The following is a 17231-nucleotide window of genomic DNA, read 5'->3' as shown; positions in this document are numbered from 1 at the left end:
TAACCCTTGTGGTTGTAGCGAGTCCAAGTTGTTGACCACAGAACGTAAATATTGAATGTGCAGCGCAGCCCGCGCTCCAACCCTTCGAGACACGTGTTCGCGATCCGTACTGATCCCGAACGCGGTGCTTCTTCCATATTGGCCAGGCCGCCTCGCAAGGCGACCCGGCAACCAGTTACGCTTGACGACCATAGCAAGGTGGTCCCACGCCTTCCCATCCCGAACAGGACTGTGAAACGCCTTCGCGCCGATGATAGTGGACGGACGTCTGTGAAAGTAGGTCATCGTCAAGCTCTTATCCGCCAAAACCCCCGCAAGCTACCCTTGCGGGGGTTTTGCTTTTTACGCGCGCCCGCAACAAGGGCGGCGCATGCCCGCGGCCTGAACCCTAGCCGCGCCTGCCCCCCTGCAGGGCGGGCGACTGCGCCCGACACATCCGGCCTCCCGTCGCGCTCGCCCGGGCGCGGCTGGCAGCCGCCAGCGTCTCGGCGCGGCTCGGAACCCGCGCCGTACCCAATCCTCGTGCAGGCCGCTGCACCAGGCGCTCGGAGGCGGCCCGGCTTCCAGTCATTGAATGTCCCGAACCCGTCCCGTTGACCTGCATCAAGCAGGGCATGGTCCTGCCCGTCCAGGGAGGCTGAGCTTGCAGGTTGTTACAGACGATGCCAGCTCAGCAAGAACGGGTAAAATGGTTTGGTACTGTTGTCGTCAATGCTTGATTCAGGAGAACCGAATGAACCAGCCCGTCAACCCCGAACTCGAACCTGGCCTGCCGCTGCGCAAGATAGCGCATATCTGTTATGCCCTGTTTTCCCTGGCCATGATCAGTGCGGGCCTTTTCGGAGCGGCGGCGGTGGCCGCAGTCATCCTGGCTTACGTCAAGCGGGGTGACGCCTCCGGAACCATTTACGCCAGCCATCTGGATTGGATCATCAAGACCTTTTGGTGGGGGCTGCTCTGGGTGGTGCTCAGCGCCTTGCTCACGGCGGTTTTCATTGGCTGGGTGACAGGCTTGGTCGCCCTGGTGTGGATCATCCACCGCTTGATCAAGGGCTGGCTGGCCTTGGCGGGCGGCCAGGCATTGGGACAGGATTACTGATCGCACGCGCTGGCTCTCACAGGGCAGTCGTCCTGACAAAAAAAGGTGTTCGCTAGAACACCTTTTTTCTTGTCCGGAAGAGGCTGCCTGCCGTGTCCGGAGAGCTCAGTCGCAGAGCAACTGGATTTGCGAGACGTGCAGGTGGTGCAGGCATTCGCGCAGCAACAGAAGATAAGCGCCGAGCGATTTGTCGTCCAGCGGGGACGGCCCCGAAGCTGACCCAGCGGCTTTGGCCGTGGACGAGGCGCCCACGGTGGCGTCCGCATAGATGTTGAAAACGGTTTCCAGATTCTCGATGCTCAAGGCGTGGTTGTCATTGCCCGTCACGTCCTTGATCCATTGCATGAGCCGGCCGGCTTGCGGTCCGGAGGCGAATACCTGGAACTGGCGCAAGTCCAGCCGCGCCGGCATGAGGGCGTCTTCCACCACTTCGATGGCTTGTTCCAACTGGAGCGCCGTGGTGCCGGGACCGGCGAAGCAGGTGGCCAGGAGCTGCGTCAAGGTCAGTTCGGGGAATGGCTCGATGTGCACGGGAACCCCTTTGCGGGCCAGGCCGATGGCGGCTTCGTCATCCGTGAAGTGCAGCACGGCGATCTGGGCATGGGGTTGAGCAAGCTGCAGATGTTGAAGCAGGGCCAGGATAGTGTGGGGTGGGTTCAGGGTTGTCGCGTTGTCCGACATGATGATCCTCATTGACTGTCCGTATCTGTCTTGTCTTGCGGGGACGCTACCTGGAACAAGGCCAGGGCCAGGGGCCGCTGGACATCGTGATCCACGACAGGGAAGGGATAATCCCGGCCGAGCGCGAAATCAAGCGGCAGTTGCCTGGCCTGCCAGGGGGCATGAATGGCCTTGGCATCGAGCCGGGCCAGTTCAGGCACGTAGCGCCGGATAAAGTCTCCGTCGGGGTCGAACTTGCGGGACTGGGTGACGGGATTGAAGATGCGGAAATAGGGCTGCGCATCGCACCCCGTTGACGCCGCCCACTGCCAGCCGCCCACATTGGACGCCATGTCGTAATCGAGCAGCTTGCGCGAAAAGTATTGTTCGCCCCACCTCCAGTCTATCAGCAAATCCTTCACCAGAAAGGATGCGGTGATCATGCGCAGGCGGTTGTGCATATAGCCTGTCTGATTCAGCTGACGCATGGCGGCATCCACGATGGGATAGCCTGTGCGGCCCTCGCACCAGGTCTGGAACCAGTCTTCCCGGTTTGGATAGGGCAGGTCGCGGTAGGCAGGCTTGAAGCTTCGGGTGGCGCTGTCCGGATGATGCCAGAGAAACTGCTGATAGAACTCGCGCCAGATCAGTTCGCTCAGCCACGTCGCGGCGCCCTGGGAGTCGCTTGGCCAAGCCAGCGCCACGGCCTGGCGCACGGACAGCGTGCCGAAGCGCAGATGCGGCGACAGGTAGGATACGCCGCGCTTGGCGGGAAAGTCGCGCTGGCTGGCATAGGCGTGCAGCCGGGGCTCGAACTGCTTGAACATCTGCTGTGCGCCGGCCATGCCGGGCGGGTTGAGCAGTTTCTTTTCCAGTCCCGGCTCAAACCCCAGCTCGGCAAGGCTGGGCAGATCCTGCGCCGGCAGGCGCGCCCAGGCGCCCTGCTGCGTATCGTGGGGCTGCACGTCGTGTGCGCCCATACGCTCCAGCCAGGCCCGTTTGTAGGGCGTGAAGACGGTATAGGGGCCGCCCTGTCGGGTCAGAAGCTCGTCGCGTGCGAAGATGACCTGATCCTTGTACAGGTGCAGCGTCCGGCCTTGGGCGGCCAGCGCCTGGGCCACGGCGGCGTCTCGTTCCCGGGCAGCCGGTTCGTAATCTTCATTTGCGTAGACGGCCCGGGCCTGCAGGTCCTGTGCCAACTTGGGCAAGATGCGCCGGGGATCGCCCTGGGCCGTGACCAGGTCGCTGCCCAGGCGGCGCAGCTCCTGTTGTACCTGCAGCAGGCTCTCGCGTATGAAGGCGACCCGCAGATCATCGGCGGGCAGCGGTTCCAGGATGCTCGTGTCGAAGACGAACACACAGGCAACCGGACGGCCGCTGCGCAGGGCGTGGTGCAGGGCGGCATTGTCTTGCAGGCGCAGGTCGCGGCGCAGCCAGCAGATGGAAAGGGAATGGCTCATGGCATAGATGTGGGCCTGCTGGCCGCGCGGGCTCGAAGAACGGCGTGCGGGCGCGGGCAAGAAAAAAGGCCGCGGCTGGTCCCAGCGGCGCGGCCTGATACTGTGCGAGGTGCCGACGCACCCGCCGGCTCACTTGAGATGGGCGCTGACCAGCTTGGTCAGTTCGAACATGGACACCTGGTCCTTGCCGAACAGCGGACGCAGCTTGGCATCGGCATTGATGTTGCGGCGGTTCGCGGGATCCTGGAGATTGTGCTTTTTGATGTAGTCCCAGATCTTCTTGGTGACTTCGGTACGAGGCAGCGCGCCGGGACCGATCACGGCAGCCAGGGTGGGGCTAGGAGTGAGGGGCTTCATGAAGGCTGCATTGGGTTTGCGAGCAGCAGGCTTTTTTTCAGTGCTGGCCATGAACAGAACTCCTGAGGAATGAGTTGAAAGGACAGGATATGCGACTGGGCACGACTCCGCTGTCAGCATACCGTGATCCTTCCAGGAAATCCAAGCCATTTGTTTCCTAAGGCAACCGGGGCTGCGAGGGGATTTTCCCCGGCTGGACAGGCGCGGCGGATTTTGCTGGCGGCGCCGAGCGCCGGCCGGGCCTCGGCGTGAAGGGACAAGGCATGCGTATGGCGGATGCCTGTAGCATAATGATGGATTCGATACCCAAAAGGCGAGTCCCGGCGGTGCGCCAGCGCCGCCCGCCCTGTTTGGCGCTGCCGGCAGGACGGGATCGCCCGTTTTTGAGCCTAGTTATGAGCCCTACCGTGGATACCCTTGTAATTCGCCGTCCCGACGACTGGCATCTGCATCTGCGCGATGGCGCGGTGCTGGAATCCGTCGTAGGCCACACTGCCGCGCAGTTTGGCCGCGCCATCATCATGCCGAACCTGACCCCGCCGGTCACCACCACGGCGCTGGCCTTGGCCTATCGCGAACGTATCCTGGCCGCCTTGCAAAAGACGGGCGTGCATTCAGGGTTCGAGCCCCTGATGACGCTGTACCTGACCGACAACACCGACCCCGACGAGATGCGCCGCGCCCGCGACAGCGGCAAGGTGCACGGGGTCAAGCTGTATCCGGCCGGCGCCACCACCAATTCGGATGCCGGCGTGACCGACCTGCTGGGCAAGTGCAGCAAGGTCCTGGAAGTCATGCAGGAAGTGGGCATGCCCTTGCTGATGCACGGCGAGGTCACCGATCCCGCCGTGGACCTGTTCGATCGCGAAGCCGTGTTCATCGAGCGCGTCATGATCCCGATGCGCAAGGCCTTCCCCGAATTGAAAGTGGTGTTCGAGCATCTGACCACGGCCGATGGCGCAGCCTATGTCAGCCAGGCCGAAGGCCCGGTCGCCGCCACCATTACCGCGCACCACCTGCTGTACAACCGCAACGCCTTGTTCCAGGGCGGCCTGCAGCCGCATTGGTACTGCCTGCCCGTATTGAAGCGGGAAACCCATCGTCAGGCCTTGCTGAAAGCCGCGACCAGCGACAGCGGCCGCTTCTTCCTGGGTACGGACAGCGCCCCTCATGCACGCAGCCGCAAGGAACAGGCCTGTGGCTGCGCCGGCTGCTACACGGCCCTGCACGCCATGGAGCTGTACGCCACCGCCTTTGATCAGGTGGGCCGCCTGGACAAGCTGGAGGCGTTCTCCAGCCTGAATGGACCGGCTTTCTATGGCTTGCCTGTAAACGAAGGCAGCCTGACCCTCAAGCGCGGCCAGTTCGCCATTCCCGATTCCGTCGATATGGCCGGTGATCCGCTGGTGCCGCTGGCCGCCGGTCAATCGCTGGATTGGAGCGTGGTGGCCTGATCGTTTCCGTGCAGCGGAAATTGCAGGCGCGCGGCATGCCGCGCGCCTTCTTTTTCCGTATCACGGAGCGGTTTCTCCTACGGATACAGCATGCTGGATACCTTATTTGCGGATATTTCGTGGCCCGCGCTGCTCATCAGAATGACGGCCACGGCCTTGGTGGTGGTGATGGTGTCTTGGTCGGTGGGCGCCTTCGGCCCCTTGATCGGCGGAGCGCTGGCCGGCTTGCCCATGGTGCTGGGGCCCGGGTTCTATTTTCTGGCGGCGCAGTTTCCGGCGGCCTTCGTGCATCAGGCCGCATCCTATGCGCTGTATTCATTGTGCGCCACGCAACTATTCGTGCTGGCCTACATCCTGGCGGCGCGTACCTTGACGCCCTGGCGCACGCTGGCTTGCGCCGTGCTGGTCTGGCTGGCTTCGGCGGCGCTGCTGGCCTTCCTGCCTGCGCAACCCTGGCTGGGCCTGGCGGTGTTTGTGCTGGTTACGGCGGGCTGCGTGCGCCTGGGGCGCGGGGCCGCGTCGGCGGCCACCGCGGCCAAAGGCAAGGCGGGTTGGGGCTTGTTGCTGTTGCGCGGGGCACTGGCAGGCGTGCTGGTGGCGTTCGTAACCACAGCCAGCCAGTGGCTGGGCGCCAGCGGTTCGGGCCTGCTGCTGGCTTTTCCCATCGGTTATACCGTGGTGGCGGTGACGATACACCAGAAGATGGGAGCGGGCAGCGTGATCGCCACCTTGCGCTCGGCCCTGCTGGGCACGACCAGCCTGGCGGGTTTCTGCACCGTGCTGGCGCTGTCAGTGGAGCAGATGGCCTGGCCCCTGGCCTTGCTGCTGGCGGCGGGCGTGTCCATGTCGATCACCCTGGGCCTGGTATTTCGGCCCTGGGCTCGTCGTTGAAGGATCAGGCGGGGTCGAACAGATCCTGAGGGCCGCTGTTGCGCGGCGGCGTCAGGCCCAGGTGCCGCCAGGTGTTCAGCGTGGCGGTGCGGCCGCGCGGCGTGCGCTGCAGGAATCCGTGCTGGATCAGGTAGGGCTCGATGACGTCTTCGATGGTGTCGCGTTCTTCGCCGATGGCGGCCGCCAGGCTGTCCACGCCGACAGGGCCGCCGTCGAACTTGTGCACGATGGCCTCCAGCAGCTTGCGGTCCATCAGGTCCAGGCCTTGGGGATCGACTTCCAGCATGGCCAGCGCCGCCTGCGCGCATTCAGTGTGGATGACGCCGCCGGTCTTGACTTCGGCGTAGTCGCGCACGCGCCGCAGCAGGCGATTGGCGATGCGCGGCGTGCCGCGCGAGCGGCGGGCGATCTCGTAGGTGCCGTCGTCGGTGGTGGACACATTGAGCAGGCCGGCGCTGCGCGCCACGATGCGGGCCAGATCGTCCACGCCGTAGAATTCCAGTCGCGACACGATGCCGAAGCGGTCGCGCAAGGGATTGGTGAGCATGCCGGCGCGCGTGGTGGCGCCCACCAGGGTGAAAGGCTGCAGGTCCAGCTTGACGCTGCGCGCGGCCGGCCCTTCGCCGATCAGGATGTCGATCTGGAAATCCTCCAGCGCCGGGTAGAGGATTTCTTCCACCACGGGCGATAGCCGGTGGATTTCGTCGATGAACAGAACGTCGTTGGGTTCCAGGTTGGTGAGCAGGGCGGCGAGGTCGCCTGGACGCTCCAGCACGGGACCGGAGGTCTGGCGCAGGTTCACGCCCATTTCGTGGGCGATGATGTGCGCCAGCGTGGTCTTGCCCAGTCCGGGCGGGCCGAACAGCAGCACATGGTCCAGGGCCTCGCGGCGCTGGCGGGCGGCGGCGATGAAGATTTCCAGCTGCTCGCGTGCGCGGGCCTGGCCCACGTAGTCGTCCAGCATCTTGGGGCGCAGGGCGCGTTCGATGGATTCCTCGTTGGGCGACAGGGCCTTGGGCGTGATGATGCGCTGCTCGGACGGCAGACTGGAGAGCGAATCGGAGTGAATGGCCATGGTGTTCAGGCTGATTGAATATACAGTATGGTACACCATGCGGACCCTGGCCGGACATAGGCCGGGACGAATGAATGCCCGCGCGCTCCCGCCGCGGTTCCCTGGCCGGCAAGGCTAGGCGCGAGCCGTGCTGTTCCCGCATAATGAAGGGTCGATGTCCCCAGAAGAGATTTTACCCATGTCCTCTACCATGCCGACCTTTGACGATGTCCTGGCGGCGGCGCAGCGCCTCAAGCCCGTGGCCCACCGCACGCCGGTGCTGACGTCCTCCACCTTGAACCAGCGCCTGAACGGCGAAGTCTATTTCAAGTGCGAGAATTTCCAGCGCATCGGCGCCTTCAAGTTCCGCGGCGGCTATAACGCGCTGGCCAGTCTCTCGCCCGAGCAGCGCCGCGCCGGCGTGGTGGCCTTTTCTTCCGGAAACCATGCCCAGGCCGTGGCGCTGGCCGCTCGCTTGCTGGGCATGCCGGCCACCATCATCATGAATTCCGATGCGCCCGCCGCCAAGCTGGCGGCCACGCGCGGCTATGGCGCCAACGTGGTGGAGTACGACCGCCTGACGCAGGACCGGGCGCAGATCGCCCAGGAGCTGGTGGAGCGTGAGGGTTTGACGCTGATTCCGCCTTTCGGCCATGCCGACGTCATCGCCGGGCAGGGCACGGCGGCGCGCGAACTCCTGGAGGACGTGCCCGACCTGCAGGAACTGTACGTGCCGCTGGGCGGCGGCGGCCTGTTGTCGGGCTGCCTGCTGGCCGCGCATGCGATGGCTCCGGACTGCAAGGTGTATGGCGTCGAGCCCCAGGCCGGCAATGACGCCCAGCAGTCCTTGCGCCGCGGGGAGATCGTCAAGATCGCGCCGCCGTCCTCGATCGCGGACGGGGCCCTGACCCAGGCCCTGGCGCCCATCACGTTTGACATCATCCGCCGGCACGTGGCCGACATCGTCACCGCCACCGATCCGGAACTGGTGGACGCGTTGCGTTTCTTTGCCGAGCGCATGAAGATCGTGGCGGAGCCGACCGGCTGTCTGGGAGCGGCTGCCGTGATGCGGCAGGCCAATCTGCAGGGGCGGCGGGTAGGTGTGGTGATCAGCGGCGGCAACGTGGACGTGGGCGCACTGGGCCGCCTGCTGGCTTGAGCGCCCGGGCAGGAGAGCTGTTGCGGCCCGCCTGCGTCGGGCCGATTCGCTTCAGCCGCGCGAGAGCGATTTGAGCGCCTGCCTGATGCCTTCGGACACGTCGATGCCTTCGGGCAAAGCCTTGACCGCGACGGCGGCTTCCTTGCTGGAATAGCCCAGCGCTTCCAGGGCATGCTGCACATCGTCGCGGCTGCTGGGGGCGGCGCCGCTCACGGCGCTGCCGCCCAGGTCCGCGCCCAGCTTGCCGCGCAGCTCCAGCAGCAATCGTTCGGCGGTCTTCTTGCCTATGCCCGGAATCTTGACCAGGCGGCCGCTTTCCTGGCGGGTGACGGCGTCGGCCAGCTCGTCCGCGCTCATGCCCGAGAGCAGGGCCAGGGCCGTGCGCGCGCCGATGCCCGTGACCTTGATCAGGGCGCGGAAGGTGCTGCGTTCGGACAGGCTGGAAAAGCCGAACAGCACGTGGGCGTCCTCGCGGATGGCCAGGTGCGTGAACAGGCTGACCTGCGCGCCCAGCTCGGGCATCTGGTAGAGCGTGCTCATGGGCACGTCGATCTCGTAGCCCACGCCGCCCACATCCACGCAGATGGTGGGCGGTTGTTTTTCGATCAGGGTTCCGCGGATGCGTCCTATCATGGAAATACCTCTGGTTCAGGGGGTGACGGCGGGCCCTAGCCCAATACCCTGCCGGCGCGGATGCGGCGGCGCGGACCGGCGGCCAGCACGCCGCTCTTCTGCAGGCCCGCCAGCACGCTGGCATGGTGTGCATGGCTGATGGCGCAGGCCAGGGCGTCGGCCGAGTCCGGCGCCGGCAGGCCGTTGAGCTGCAGCAGACGCTGCACCATGAGCTGGATCTGCTCCTTGGCGGCATGGCCGTTGCCCGCCACGGTTTTCTTGATCTGCAGGGCCGTGTATTCGTGCACGTCCAGGCCGCCCACGGCCAGGGCGCACAAAGCCGCGCCGCGGGCCTGGCCCAGCAGCAGGGTGGAGGCGGGATTGCTGTTGACGAAGACTTTCTCGATGGCGGAGGTGTCCGGCCTGCTCTGTTCGATGACTTCCGCGATGTGGGTCAGGATGAGCTTGAGCCGCTGCGCCAGGGGGAGGTCGGCCGGGACCACGATGGTCCCGCTCGAGACGTAGTTCAACCTGGGCCCCTGGGCGTCGATCACGCCGAAACCGGTGCGTCGCAGGCCAGGGTCTATGCCCAGGATGCGCATGTCAGTGACGGAAGTGGCGCGTGCCGGTCAGGACCATGGCGATGCCGCGCTCGTTGGCGGCGGCGATGACTTCATCGTCGCGCACGCTGCCGCCGGGCTGGATCACGCAGGTCGCGCCGGCTTCGGCCACCACGTCCAGGCCGTCGCGGAACGGAAAGAAGGCGTCCGAGGCCACGGCGGAGCCCGTCAGGGACAGGCCGGCGTTCTCGGCCTTGATGGAGGCGATGCGGGCGGAATCCACGCGGCTCATCTGGCCGGCGCCCACGCCCAGCGTCATGCCCTGGCCGCAGAAAACGATGGCGTTGGACTTGACGTACTTGGCCACGTTCCAGGCGAACAGCAGGTCCTGCATCTGCTGGGCGGTGGGCTGCACCTGGGTCACGACCTTGAAGGCCTGGACATTGTCGCGGAAGGTGTCGGGCGTCTGGACCAGCCAGCCGCCGCCCACGCGCTTGACGTCGAAGGCGTTGTGGGCGTCGCCCGCGTCCACGGTCAGCACGCGCACGTTCTTCTTGGCGGCGAACACGTCCAGGGCGCCCTGGGTGTAGGAGGGCGCCAGCAGCACTTCCACGAACTGGCTGCTGATGGCCTGGGCCGCGGCTTCGTCCACTTCACGGTTGAAGGCGATGATGCCGCCGAAGGCGGAGGTGGGATCGGTCTGGAATGCCTTGCGGTAGGCCTGCTCGGCGGTTTCGCCCAGGGCCACGCCGCAGGGATTGGCGTGCTTGACGATCACGCAGGCGCCGGCATCGAAGCTGCGCACGCATTCCCAGGCGGCGTCCGCGTCGGCGATGTTGTTGTAGGACAGCTCCTTGCCCTGCAGCTGGCGGTAGCGGCCCAGCAGGCCGGCGCCGATCTGCGCATCCGCGTAGAAGGCGGCGGACTGGTGCGGGTTCTCGCCGTAGCGCAGGGTTTGCTGCTGCTGGACCTGGATGGTCAGCACGCGCGGCCATTCGGCGCGCTCGGGGGCGCTTTCCTGGGCGGGCTCGGCCTGCGCCAGGCTGGTGAGGTAGGCGGCGATGGCGCCGTCGTAGGAAGCCGTGTGGGCGTAGACTTTGGCGGCCAGCTCCAGGCGCAGGCCGTAGGAGGGGTGGCCGGCGGGGCCGTCGATGTCGGCCAGCACGCGCTCGTAGTCGGCCGGGTCTATGACCACGCACACGCCGCCTTCCGGCGTGCCGTGATTCTTGGCGGCGGCGCGCAGCATGGCGGGACCGCCGATGTCGATGTTCTCGACGGCGTCGGCAAAGGTGCAGCCGGGCTTGGCGATGGTCTCGCGGAACGGATAGAGGTTGACGACCAGCAGATCGATGCGATCGATGCCGTGCTCTTCAATGGTCTTCAGGTGTTCGGCGCTGTCGCGGCGGGCCAGCAGGCCGCCGTGGATCTTGGGATGCAGCGTCTTGACGCGGCCGTCCAGGATCTCGGGCGAGCCGGTGTGCTGGGCCACTTCGGTGACGTTCAGGCCGGCTTGCGCCAGCAGCTTGGCGGTGCCGCCGGTGGACAAGAGGCGCACGCCGCGCTGGGCCAGCGCCTGGGCGAATTCGACAATACCGGTTTTGTCGGAGACAGAAAGAAGAGCTGTCTGGATTTTCATGGAAGGTGAGGCTTGAGGGTTAGGAATCAGGGTTGCAGGTTGTGGGCGCTGAGCTTCTTGCGCAGCGTGCTGCGCGTGATGCCCAGCATTTCCGCGGCCTTGGACTGGTTGCCGGCGGATTTTTCCAGGGCAACCTGCAAAACGGGCCGTTCCACGCAGGAGATGACCATCGACAGCATGTCGCGTGGCTCGGAGTCGCCCAGGTCGGCGAAATAGCGTTCCAGGCGCTCACGTACGGACTGTTCGAGTGGGTTGGTCGTAGACATTTTTTTCTGAAGGTATACGTTGCTTAAATACAAAAGAGCTGCTTGCGACGCCCTATCCCTGGTAAGGCTGGTCGAGGTCGCATTCGTCGAACCATAGTTTTATGGTCTGCAGTTGTTCGGTGCAGCATTCAATGCGGTTGATGCGTCCCAGCCAGCGTTCGGCATCGGGCATGCCGGACAGATACCAGCCAATATGCTTGCGGGCAGTACGTACACCAGTGTGCTGCCCATAGAAGGCGTAATGATCTTCCAGGTGCTCGACCATGCAGTCGCGCAGTTCCCCGAACGTGGGGGCAGCGCGGTGCGTGCCGTGTTCGAGGTAATGCAGGATTTCCCGGAAGATCCAGGGTCGTCCCTGGGCCGCCCGACCTACCATGACGGCATCCGCTCCGGTGTACTCTAGTACGAATTTGGCCTTTTCGGGACTATCGATATCCCCATTGGCAATGACCGGAATAGAGATGCTGTTCTTGACTTCGCGTATGGTGTCGTATTCGGCCTGGCCCTGGTAGAAGTCGCAGCGAGTGCGGCCGTGCAGGGTGAGAGCGGCGATGCCGATGTCTTCGGCCAGCCGGGCGATACGCACAGCATTGCGCGATTGCGCGTCCCAGCCGGTGCGGGTCTTGAGTGTAACCGGAACCTGGTGGGGAGTACATGCCTTGACAACGTGTTCCAGGATGTCGACCACCCTGGCTTCGTCGCGCAGCAGGGCCGAGCCGGAGGCGACATTGCACACCTTCTTGGCGGGGCAGCCCATGTTGATGTCGATGATGCGGGCGCCCTTGCCTATGTTGAAGACGGCGGCCTCGGCCATCATTTCGGGGTCGGAGCCGGCGATCTGGACCGCCACAGGGTCGATTTCGCCGTCGTGGTTCAGGCGGCGCGAGGTCTTGACGCTGTCCCACAGGCGCTTGTTGCTGGCGGCCATTTCGGATACCGCGTAGCCCGCACCCAGAGCCTTGCACAGCCGACGGTAGGGTCGATCCGTGACGCCAGCCATGGGGGCGATGAAGATGGGATTGGGAAGGGTCCAGGAACCAATGCGCATTTAGGGGATTTTAACCTTCCCGCCCTGCTCTGTGGGAGAAGACTTTGCATGAGCTTGGTCAGCAGGCGGCGCTCCTGGCCCGGGCGCCTTCCCGCGGGGCGGGCTAGGCTCGCAGGCCCTGCAGGAGCTGGCGCGCGAAGGGTTTGCGCGCCAGGGGCAGGGTGTCCATGGCCAGCAGCCCCAGTCCGCAGGCGTGTTGGACCAGCGGATTGCGAGTGGCGAACAGGCGCGGCAGGGTATCGGTGATGGCGGCGGTCAGCCAGCGGTCGGGGCGCCGCAGCCGGGCGTAGCGGGCCAGAAAGGGATCGGGATTCTGGCGGCAGTCGGCCTGCCAGGCGGCCAGGCTTTGTGCCAATTGCGCCACATCGCGCAGCCCCAGGTTCAGGCCCTGGCCGGCCACCGGATGCAGGGTCTGGGCGGCGTTGCCCACTGCCAGCAGGCGTTCGGCCAGCCGGCTGGGGCCGGCATGGAAGGCCAGGGGGAACATATGGCGCGCCGAGACCGGTTCCAGCACGCCCAGGCGTTCTCCAAAGGCCTGCATCAGCGCGGACTGGAAATCGGCGGCCGGCAATTCGGCCAGCATCTGGCTGCGTTCGGGCGAATTGCACCAGACGATGCCGTACAGGTCGGGAGCGTCGGGATGGGGCAGGGCGGCCAGGGGGCCATTGGCGGTGAAGCGTTCGTAGGCCCAGCCTTCCTGCGGCCGGCCGGCGCGCACGGTGGTCAGCAGGGCGTGCTGGCCGTATTCCCGGCGTACGCCGGCGGGGCGGGCGCCGTCGCACTGGACGGCCAGCAGGGCGGAGGACTGGCCGGCGTCGTGCTGCACCAGCATGCGCCCGGGAGCCGGGCGCGCCTGGGCGGCCTGGGCCGGCACCAGCGTCACGCCGCTGTCGCGCAGGCGGGCGTGCAGGCTCCAGAGCAGATCGTCGTAGTGCACCACGGCGCCCAGGTCGGGCACCCCGAGCTCGTCGGCCTGGATCAGGCAGCGCCCCAGCCGGCCCTGCTGGGATACATGCACGGTGCGCATGAGGGCGGCCCGGCTGGGCCAGGCCCTGAGCTGGTTAAGGATGAGGCGGCGACTGCCGTGGTTCAGCGCCAGGGTGCGCGGGTCGCCCTGCGCATGGTCCGTGGCCGCGAGATTGAAGTTCTTGCCCAGGACGGCGATCCGGGAGGGATCGGAGTGCTGGCTGGCCAGCAGCAGCGCCAGGGCGGCTCCGACGGGGCCGGCGCCGCAGATGGCGATATCAAAGTCGGTGGCGTTCATGGGGACCTCGTGACGACGGTGGAGCAATTCGAGTATTGTACGGGAAGGCGACCGCCGCGACGGCCCGCAGGGAAAGGCCCCGCGGGACACGGCGGTCTTGCGCAACGGCCGCCCAGGCCCCGGCTCGGATTTTGCCCATGTCCCCACAGACACTGCGTCTCGAACAGGCTTCGCGTTTTCGCAACAAGACCCTGGCCGCCTTGCTGGCCCTGTTTTTCGGCTCCCTGGGAGCGCACGGGCTGTACCTGGGGCGGCGGCTGTGGTGGCTGCCGCTGGCCTACACGATGCTGATGGCGGCCGGAGTCCTGGTCGCCGATACCTGGTGGGACAATATCTTCGTGCATCTGCTCATCGTGCCGGTGACGGCCGGCATCCTGGAAGCGGTGATCCTGGCCTTGCGCGATCCGGCGCGCTTTGACGCCGTCTACAACCCGCAGGGCGGGGGGCGGAACAGCCATGGCTGGCCCAGCGTCCTCACCGCCATCGCCGGGGCCGTCGCCTTCGTCAACATCAGCCTGTATTGGCTGGCCATCATCGTCCTGGCCCTGTATCGCCACCTGGGCTGGCTGGACTCCTGGGTCTACTAGAATCTGTTCACGAAAAAAACGCGAATGGCGCCACCGGCAAGGCTGTTGTAAAACAAAGGCTTACAAACTTTCCGCCTGGGGTTTTCCCTTGTGGAGAAGTCTTGCCTACGCTACAATATGGGTTCTTTCATTTCATAGGAGCTGTGTGGTGAATTCCGACCCCGGCGACAGTCCCAGTCGAATGGTTTTCGACATGTTGACGTCCAGGCGCGTCCAGGCCCGCTGATTCATGCACAGCTTGCCGCGTCCTGGAAAATTCAGGGCGTGGCTTTTCTCCGGCGGCTTTTCTGCGCCGCCCGAAATCCCGCCATTCCGTCCTTAGGAGGCCTTCAGGCTTCCGCATCCTGATATGCCGCATGTCTCATGCGCAAGAGGAGGAATGCATGCGTATTTTTGATCTCTTTCTGCGTCGCGCCGGAATCCAGGCCTCCACGGCCCGTGCGCGCAACAACCTTTCCGTGTCCCGCCTGACGGTGGTCTGCCCGCGCGGCGACCTTGCCCAGGTGCGGCGCCGTATCTACTCCGACCTGAACACCGCCGGCATACGGGTGGCCAATCTGGAAGTCGATCATTCCGACACCCACGATACCGCCCAGGCCTGTGTCACCCTGACCTGCCCGCCTGAGCTGCGGGCCGAGCTGATGCAGCGCGCACGGCTCATCCGTGATTACCCGGGCGTGCTGAACGTCAGGTGGGCAGGCCGCGAGCGTATTGCTATAAACTAAGTCGCAACTGGTTTTCCGGATTGCGCATTCATGACCCTGATAGACTGGCTGACCCCCTGGGAGTTCTCTCCCGTACTGCTGGCGACCTTTCTGCTGGTCATCGTGCTGTACGTCAGGGGGCTGCGCGTGCACCGGCCCAACCGGCTGCGCCAATGTTTTTTCTGGGTCGGCCTGATCCTGCTGTACCTGTCCCTGCACACCCGGCTGGATTACTACGCCGAGCGCATGTTCTTCATCCATCGGGCCCAGCACCTGATCCTGCATCACCTGGGCCCGCTGTTCCTGATGGGAGCCTATCCGGGCCAGACCTTGCGCGCGGGCCTGCCCCTGGCCTGGCGCCGCCGCCTGGCGGACTGGCTGCGCCGTCCATCCGGTCGTCGGGTGCAGGCCGTGCTGACCAATCCCGTGCTGGTGGCCTTCCTGTTCGTGTTCCTGGTGCTGGTGTGGATGCTGCCCGTGGTGCAGTTCTATTCCATGCTGGACTGGCGCCTGTATCGGCTCATGAACTGGTCGGTGGTCATCAGCGGCATTCTGTACTGGAACCTCATCCTGGATCGCCGGCCTTCTCCGCCGGCCCGGCTGTCCGTGGGCGGGCGCATCCTGTCGCCCGTCATCACCATGGTGCCGCAAATGGTCGTGGGCGCCATCATCACCTTCACCGAATACGACCTTTACCCCATATTTGACCTCTGCGGCCGGGCCATCCCGGGCATGGACGCCGTGGCCGACCAGGTCATGGGCGGCCTGATCATGTGGGTGCTGGCGGGATTGGTCGAAGTCTTCGGCCTGCTCTATGCTCTGGGCACGCTGATGCGCCTGTCCGCACGCCACCGCCTGCCCGAACCTCGTCGCCGCGCCCCGACCGCGTCGGCGGCCGCCAGTTGACCCTGTTGGGAGTTCGAATGTTGTTCAAACCTGTTTTACCTCTGGCGCGCACGGGTCTGGCGCTGCTGCTGGCCGCCTGCCTGGCCGCGCCCGCGCAGTCCCAGCCCATGGGCATCCCCTCGATGGGGGCCGCTTCCGGCGCGGAACTGTCGCCCTCCCTGGAACGGACGCTGGGCAATGCCATCATGGAGCAGGGGCGCCGCTCGCCGGACTACGTGGCCGATTCCGACATCAACCAGTACCTGACGGACATGGGGCGCAAGCTGGCGCGCCATGGGCCGGCCATGGCGCAGCCGGTCACCGTCTTCGCCTTGCGCGACAGCAGCATCAACGCATTCGCCCTGCCGGGCGGCTACATCGGCATCCACAGCGGGCTGATCACCGCGTCGCAGTCCGAGTCGGAGCTGGCCTCCGTGCTGGCGCACGAAATCGCGCACGTCGCCCAGCGTCATGTGGCGCGCGGCATCACCCAGAGCGCCCAGAGCAATCACCTGATGATCGCCGCCCTGGCCGGCGCCTTGCTGGGCGCGCTGGCGGGCAGCGGGGACCTGGCCATGGGGGCGGCCGCCTTCGGGCAGGCCGCCGCCGTGGATCGGCAACTGGGGTTCTCGCGCCAGGCCGAGCAGGAAGCCGATCGGGTCGGTTTTGAGATGCTGACCAAGGCCGGCTACGAACCGCAGGGCATGGTGCGCATGTTCCAGCGCCTGGCCTCGGCCTCGCGCCTGAACGAGAGCGCCAGCGCGAACGAGTACGCCAGCACCCACCCACTGTCCCAGCAGCGCGAGTCCGACATCCAGAACCGGGTCCGCGGCGTGCCCGCCTCGGGGTATCAGGACTCGCCATCGTTCTGGTATGTGCGCGCCAAGCTGATGATCATGCAGGCCGGCGCGGGCCAGGCCCTGCGCGAGGTGGAGCAGAGCCTGCAGAGCAGCGCGCGGCAGGAGCAGGACAGCATCGAGCGGTCCGCCGCCCTGTATGGCCTGGCCTACATCGCCATGGGGCGGCAGGATTACGATCAGGCCCGGGCCTTGCTGGCCCAGGCAGGCGGGCAGGGGCGCTACCAGGCCCCGGAGCTGGACACCCTGGCGGTCAGCGTGGAGATCGCGGCGGGCGATCGCCAGGCCGCCCAGGCCCGGGCCCAGCAAGCATGGAAGCGCTGGCCGCAAAGCCAGGGTGCGGCCCTGGCCTATGTGCAGGTGTTGCAGCAGGCGGGCCAGAACGAGCAGGCGCAGCGTTTCCTGCTGCAGCTCATCGAGCAATGGCCCGACGTGCCGCGCCTGCACCAGCTGCTGGCGCAGACCTACGATCGCCTGGGCGACGGGGTCAAGGCGCGCCGCGCCATGGCGGAGTACTACCAGCTGGTGGGCGCGCTGCCTACCGCGGTGGAACAGTTGCAGCAGGCGCGCAACCTGACCACGGACTTCTACCAGCAATCGGAGCTGGATACGCAGATCCGGCAATTGCGTGAACGGGTCGAGAATGAAAGGGCGCTGCTGGAGCGTTTCCGCTCCTGA

Annotated in this window: 18 protein-coding genes and 1 rRNA gene; 9 read left to right on the top strand and 10 right to left on the bottom strand. The window is 65.8% G+C overall.

Features of this window, described 5'->3' with window-relative positions; translation table 11 throughout:
- The first annotated feature begins 180 nt into the window (after window positions 1-180).
- Window positions 181-293: ribosomal RNA gene (rrf, locus tag ACF3ND_RS13785) — 5S ribosomal RNA — on the top strand.
- A gap of 440 nt (window positions 294-733) precedes the next feature.
- Entirely contained in the window at window positions 734-1099 is a 366-nt protein-coding gene (locus ACF3ND_RS13780) for a DUF4870 family protein (RefSeq protein ID WP_394061359.1), read from the top strand.
- A 105-nt stretch (window positions 1100-1204) separates the two neighbouring features.
- Here ACF3ND_RS13780 and ACF3ND_RS13775 read toward each other — a convergent pair whose 3' ends face one another.
- The 3 genes from ACF3ND_RS13775 to ACF3ND_RS13765 all read right to left on the bottom strand — a co-directional run bounded on the left by ACF3ND_RS13775 (window position 1205) and on the right by ACF3ND_RS13765 (window position 3627).
- Window positions 1205-1792: a hypothetical protein gene (locus tag ACF3ND_RS13775; RefSeq protein WP_394061357.1), complete on the bottom strand. Its 588-nt coding sequence runs from the start codon at window positions 1790-1792 to the stop codon at window positions 1205-1207.
- Entirely contained in the window at window positions 1789-3219 is a 1431-nt protein-coding gene (locus ACF3ND_RS13770) for a cryptochrome/photolyase family protein (RefSeq protein WP_394061355.1), read from the bottom strand. The genes ACF3ND_RS13775 and ACF3ND_RS13770 overlap by 4 nt, the downstream gene beginning before the upstream one ends.
- A 129-nt stretch (window positions 3220-3348) precedes the next feature.
- Window positions 3349-3627: an SWIB/MDM2 domain-containing protein gene (locus ACF3ND_RS13765; RefSeq protein ID WP_394061353.1), complete on the bottom strand. Its 279-nt coding sequence runs from the start codon at window positions 3625-3627 to the stop codon at window positions 3349-3351.
- Window positions 3628-3971: 344 nt separating this feature from the next.
- Between ACF3ND_RS13765 and pyrC the strand changes: the two genes are divergently transcribed.
- Window positions 3972-5030, top strand: coding sequence for a dihydroorotase (pyrC, locus tag ACF3ND_RS13760; protein ID WP_394061351.1), 1059 nt, complete (start codon window positions 3972-3974; stop codon window positions 5028-5030).
- 90 nt (window positions 5031-5120) lie between these two features.
- Window positions 5121-5921 (top strand): hypothetical protein, encoded by an 801-nt coding sequence (locus ACF3ND_RS13755; protein ID WP_394061349.1) that lies wholly within the window; start codon window positions 5121-5123, stop codon window positions 5919-5921.
- Window positions 5922-5925: 4 nt separating this feature from the next.
- Here the strand turns inward: ACF3ND_RS13755 and ruvB are convergent, their stop codons facing one another.
- Entirely contained in the window at window positions 5926-6996 is a 1071-nt protein-coding gene (gene ruvB, locus ACF3ND_RS13750; protein WP_394061347.1) for a Holliday junction branch migration DNA helicase RuvB, read from the bottom strand.
- A gap of 178 nt (window positions 6997-7174) precedes the next feature.
- Here ruvB and ACF3ND_RS13745 point away from each other — a divergent pair, with 178 nt between their 5' ends.
- A complete protein-coding gene (locus ACF3ND_RS13745; protein ID WP_394061345.1) occupies window positions 7175-8134 on the top strand; it encodes a threo-3-hydroxy-L-aspartate ammonia-lyase in 960 nt (319 codons plus the stop codon).
- Between the two features lie 51 nt (window positions 8135-8185).
- On the opposite strand, the gene ruvA is transcribed toward ACF3ND_RS13745, so the two are convergent.
- From ruvA to ACF3ND_RS13715, 6 genes are all read right to left on the bottom strand, one after another.
- Window positions 8186-8767, bottom strand: coding sequence for a Holliday junction branch migration protein RuvA (ruvA, locus tag ACF3ND_RS13740; protein ID WP_394061343.1), 582 nt, complete (start codon window positions 8765-8767; stop codon window positions 8186-8188).
- A gap of 35 nt (window positions 8768-8802) precedes the next feature.
- Window positions 8803-9348: a crossover junction endodeoxyribonuclease RuvC gene (gene ruvC / locus ACF3ND_RS13735; RefSeq protein ID WP_394061341.1), complete on the bottom strand. Its 546-nt coding sequence runs from the start codon at window positions 9346-9348 to the stop codon at window positions 8803-8805.
- Window position 9349: 1 nt separating this feature from the next.
- Window positions 9350-10942 carry a bifunctional phosphoribosylaminoimidazolecarboxamide formyltransferase/IMP cyclohydrolase gene (purH, locus tag ACF3ND_RS13730; RefSeq protein ID WP_394061339.1) on the bottom strand — a complete coding sequence of 531 codons (1593 nt, stop codon included), beginning with the start codon at window positions 10940-10942 and terminating at the stop codon, window positions 9350-9352.
- Window positions 10943-10968: 26 nt separating this feature from the next.
- Window positions 10969-11208, bottom strand: coding sequence for a helix-turn-helix domain-containing protein (locus tag ACF3ND_RS13725; protein WP_394061337.1), 240 nt, complete (start codon window positions 11206-11208; stop codon window positions 10969-10971).
- A 52-nt stretch (window positions 11209-11260) separates the two neighbouring features.
- On the bottom strand, window positions 11261-12256 hold the full coding sequence (gene dusB, locus ACF3ND_RS13720; RefSeq protein WP_394061335.1) for a tRNA dihydrouridine synthase DusB: 996 nt from the start codon (window positions 12254-12256) through the stop codon (window positions 11261-11263).
- 103 nt (window positions 12257-12359) lie between these two features.
- Window positions 12360-13520: an FAD-dependent monooxygenase gene (locus ACF3ND_RS13715; RefSeq protein ID WP_394061333.1), complete on the bottom strand. Its 1161-nt coding sequence runs from the start codon at window positions 13518-13520 to the stop codon at window positions 12360-12362.
- Between the two features lie 137 nt (window positions 13521-13657).
- On the opposite strand from ACF3ND_RS13715, the gene ACF3ND_RS13710 reads away from it, so the two are divergent.
- The 4 genes from ACF3ND_RS13710 to ACF3ND_RS13695 all read left to right on the top strand — a co-directional run bounded on the left by ACF3ND_RS13710 (window position 13658) and on the right by ACF3ND_RS13695 (window position 17231).
- Window positions 13658-14107 (top strand): hypothetical protein, encoded by a 450-nt coding sequence (locus tag ACF3ND_RS13710; RefSeq protein ID WP_394061331.1) that lies wholly within the window; start codon window positions 13658-13660, stop codon window positions 14105-14107.
- A 383-nt stretch (window positions 14108-14490) separates the two neighbouring features.
- The gene (locus ACF3ND_RS13705; protein ID WP_394061329.1) at window positions 14491-14832 is read left to right on the top strand and encodes a hypothetical protein; all 342 of its coding nucleotides are present in this window, start codon (window positions 14491-14493) and stop codon (window positions 14830-14832) included.
- Between the two features lie 30 nt (window positions 14833-14862).
- Complete coding sequence (locus ACF3ND_RS13700) at window positions 14863-15717, top strand: cytochrome c oxidase assembly protein (RefSeq protein WP_394061327.1); 855 nt, start codon at window positions 14863-14865, stop codon at window positions 15715-15717.
- 17 nt (window positions 15718-15734) lie between these two features.
- Complete coding sequence (locus ACF3ND_RS13695) at window positions 15735-17231, top strand: M48 family metalloprotease (RefSeq protein ID WP_394061325.1); 1497 nt, start codon at window positions 15735-15737, stop codon at window positions 17229-17231.

The sequence above is a fragment of the Alcaligenes sp. WGS1538 genome (assembly GCF_043187505.1).
Lineage (GTDB): Bacteria > Pseudomonadota > Gammaproteobacteria > Burkholderiales > Burkholderiaceae_B > Alcaligenes.
The sequence above is the reverse complement of the archived record's forward strand: the minus strand, read 5'-3'. Positions and strand labels throughout refer to the sequence as shown.

Bases quoted from the DNA above. Each gene is read 5' to 3' on its own strand.
- purH (WP_394061339.1), bottom strand. From the start codon at position 10,942: ATGAAAATCCAGACAGCTCTTCTTTCTGTCTCCGACAAAACCGGTATT.
- ruvA (WP_394061343.1), bottom strand. From the start codon at position 8,767: ATGATAGGACGCATCCGCGGAACCCTGATCGAAAAACAACCGCCCACC.
- ACF3ND_RS13725 (WP_394061337.1), bottom strand. From the start codon at position 11,208: ATGTCTACGACCAACCCACTCGAACAGTCCGTACGTGAGCGCCTGGAA.
- ACF3ND_RS13700 (WP_394061327.1), top strand. From the start codon at position 14,863: ATGACCCTGATAGACTGGCTGACCCCCTGGGAGTTCTCTCCCGTACTG.
- ACF3ND_RS13710 (WP_394061331.1), top strand. From the start codon at position 13,658: ATGTCCCCACAGACACTGCGTCTCGAACAGGCTTCGCGTTTTCGCAAC.
- ACF3ND_RS13695 (WP_394061325.1), top strand. From the start codon at position 15,735: ATGTTGTTCAAACCTGTTTTACCTCTGGCGCGCACGGGTCTGGCGCTG.
- dusB (WP_394061335.1), bottom strand. From the start codon at position 12,256: ATGCGCATTGGTTCCTGGACCCTTCCCAATCCCATCTTCATCGCCCCC.
- ACF3ND_RS13745 (WP_394061345.1), top strand. From the start codon at position 7,175: ATGTCCTCTACCATGCCGACCTTTGACGATGTCCTGGCGGCGGCGCAG.
- ACF3ND_RS13780 (WP_394061359.1), top strand. From the start codon at position 734: ATGAACCAGCCCGTCAACCCCGAACTCGAACCTGGCCTGCCGCTGCGC.
- ACF3ND_RS13755 (WP_394061349.1), top strand. From the start codon at position 5,121: ATGCTGGATACCTTATTTGCGGATATTTCGTGGCCCGCGCTGCTCATC.
- ACF3ND_RS13705 (WP_394061329.1), top strand. From the start codon at position 14,491: ATGCGTATTTTTGATCTCTTTCTGCGTCGCGCCGGAATCCAGGCCTCC.
- ACF3ND_RS13775 (WP_394061357.1), bottom strand. From the start codon at position 1,792: ATGAGGATCATCATGTCGGACAACGCGACAACCCTGAACCCACCCCAC.
- ACF3ND_RS13765 (WP_394061353.1), bottom strand. From the start codon at position 3,627: ATGGCCAGCACTGAAAAAAAGCCTGCTGCTCGCAAACCCAATGCAGCC.
- pyrC (WP_394061351.1), top strand. From the start codon at position 3,972: ATGAGCCCTACCGTGGATACCCTTGTAATTCGCCGTCCCGACGACTGG.
- ruvB (WP_394061347.1), bottom strand. From the start codon at position 6,996: ATGGCCATTCACTCCGATTCGCTCTCCAGTCTGCCGTCCGAGCAGCGC.
- ACF3ND_RS13715 (WP_394061333.1), bottom strand. From the start codon at position 13,520: ATGAACGCCACCGACTTTGATATCGCCATCTGCGGCGCCGGCCCCGTC.
- ruvC (WP_394061341.1), bottom strand. From the start codon at position 9,348: ATGCGCATCCTGGGCATAGACCCTGGCCTGCGACGCACCGGTTTCGGC.
- ACF3ND_RS13770 (WP_394061355.1), bottom strand. From the start codon at position 3,219: ATGAGCCATTCCCTTTCCATCTGCTGGCTGCGCCGCGACCTGCGCCTG.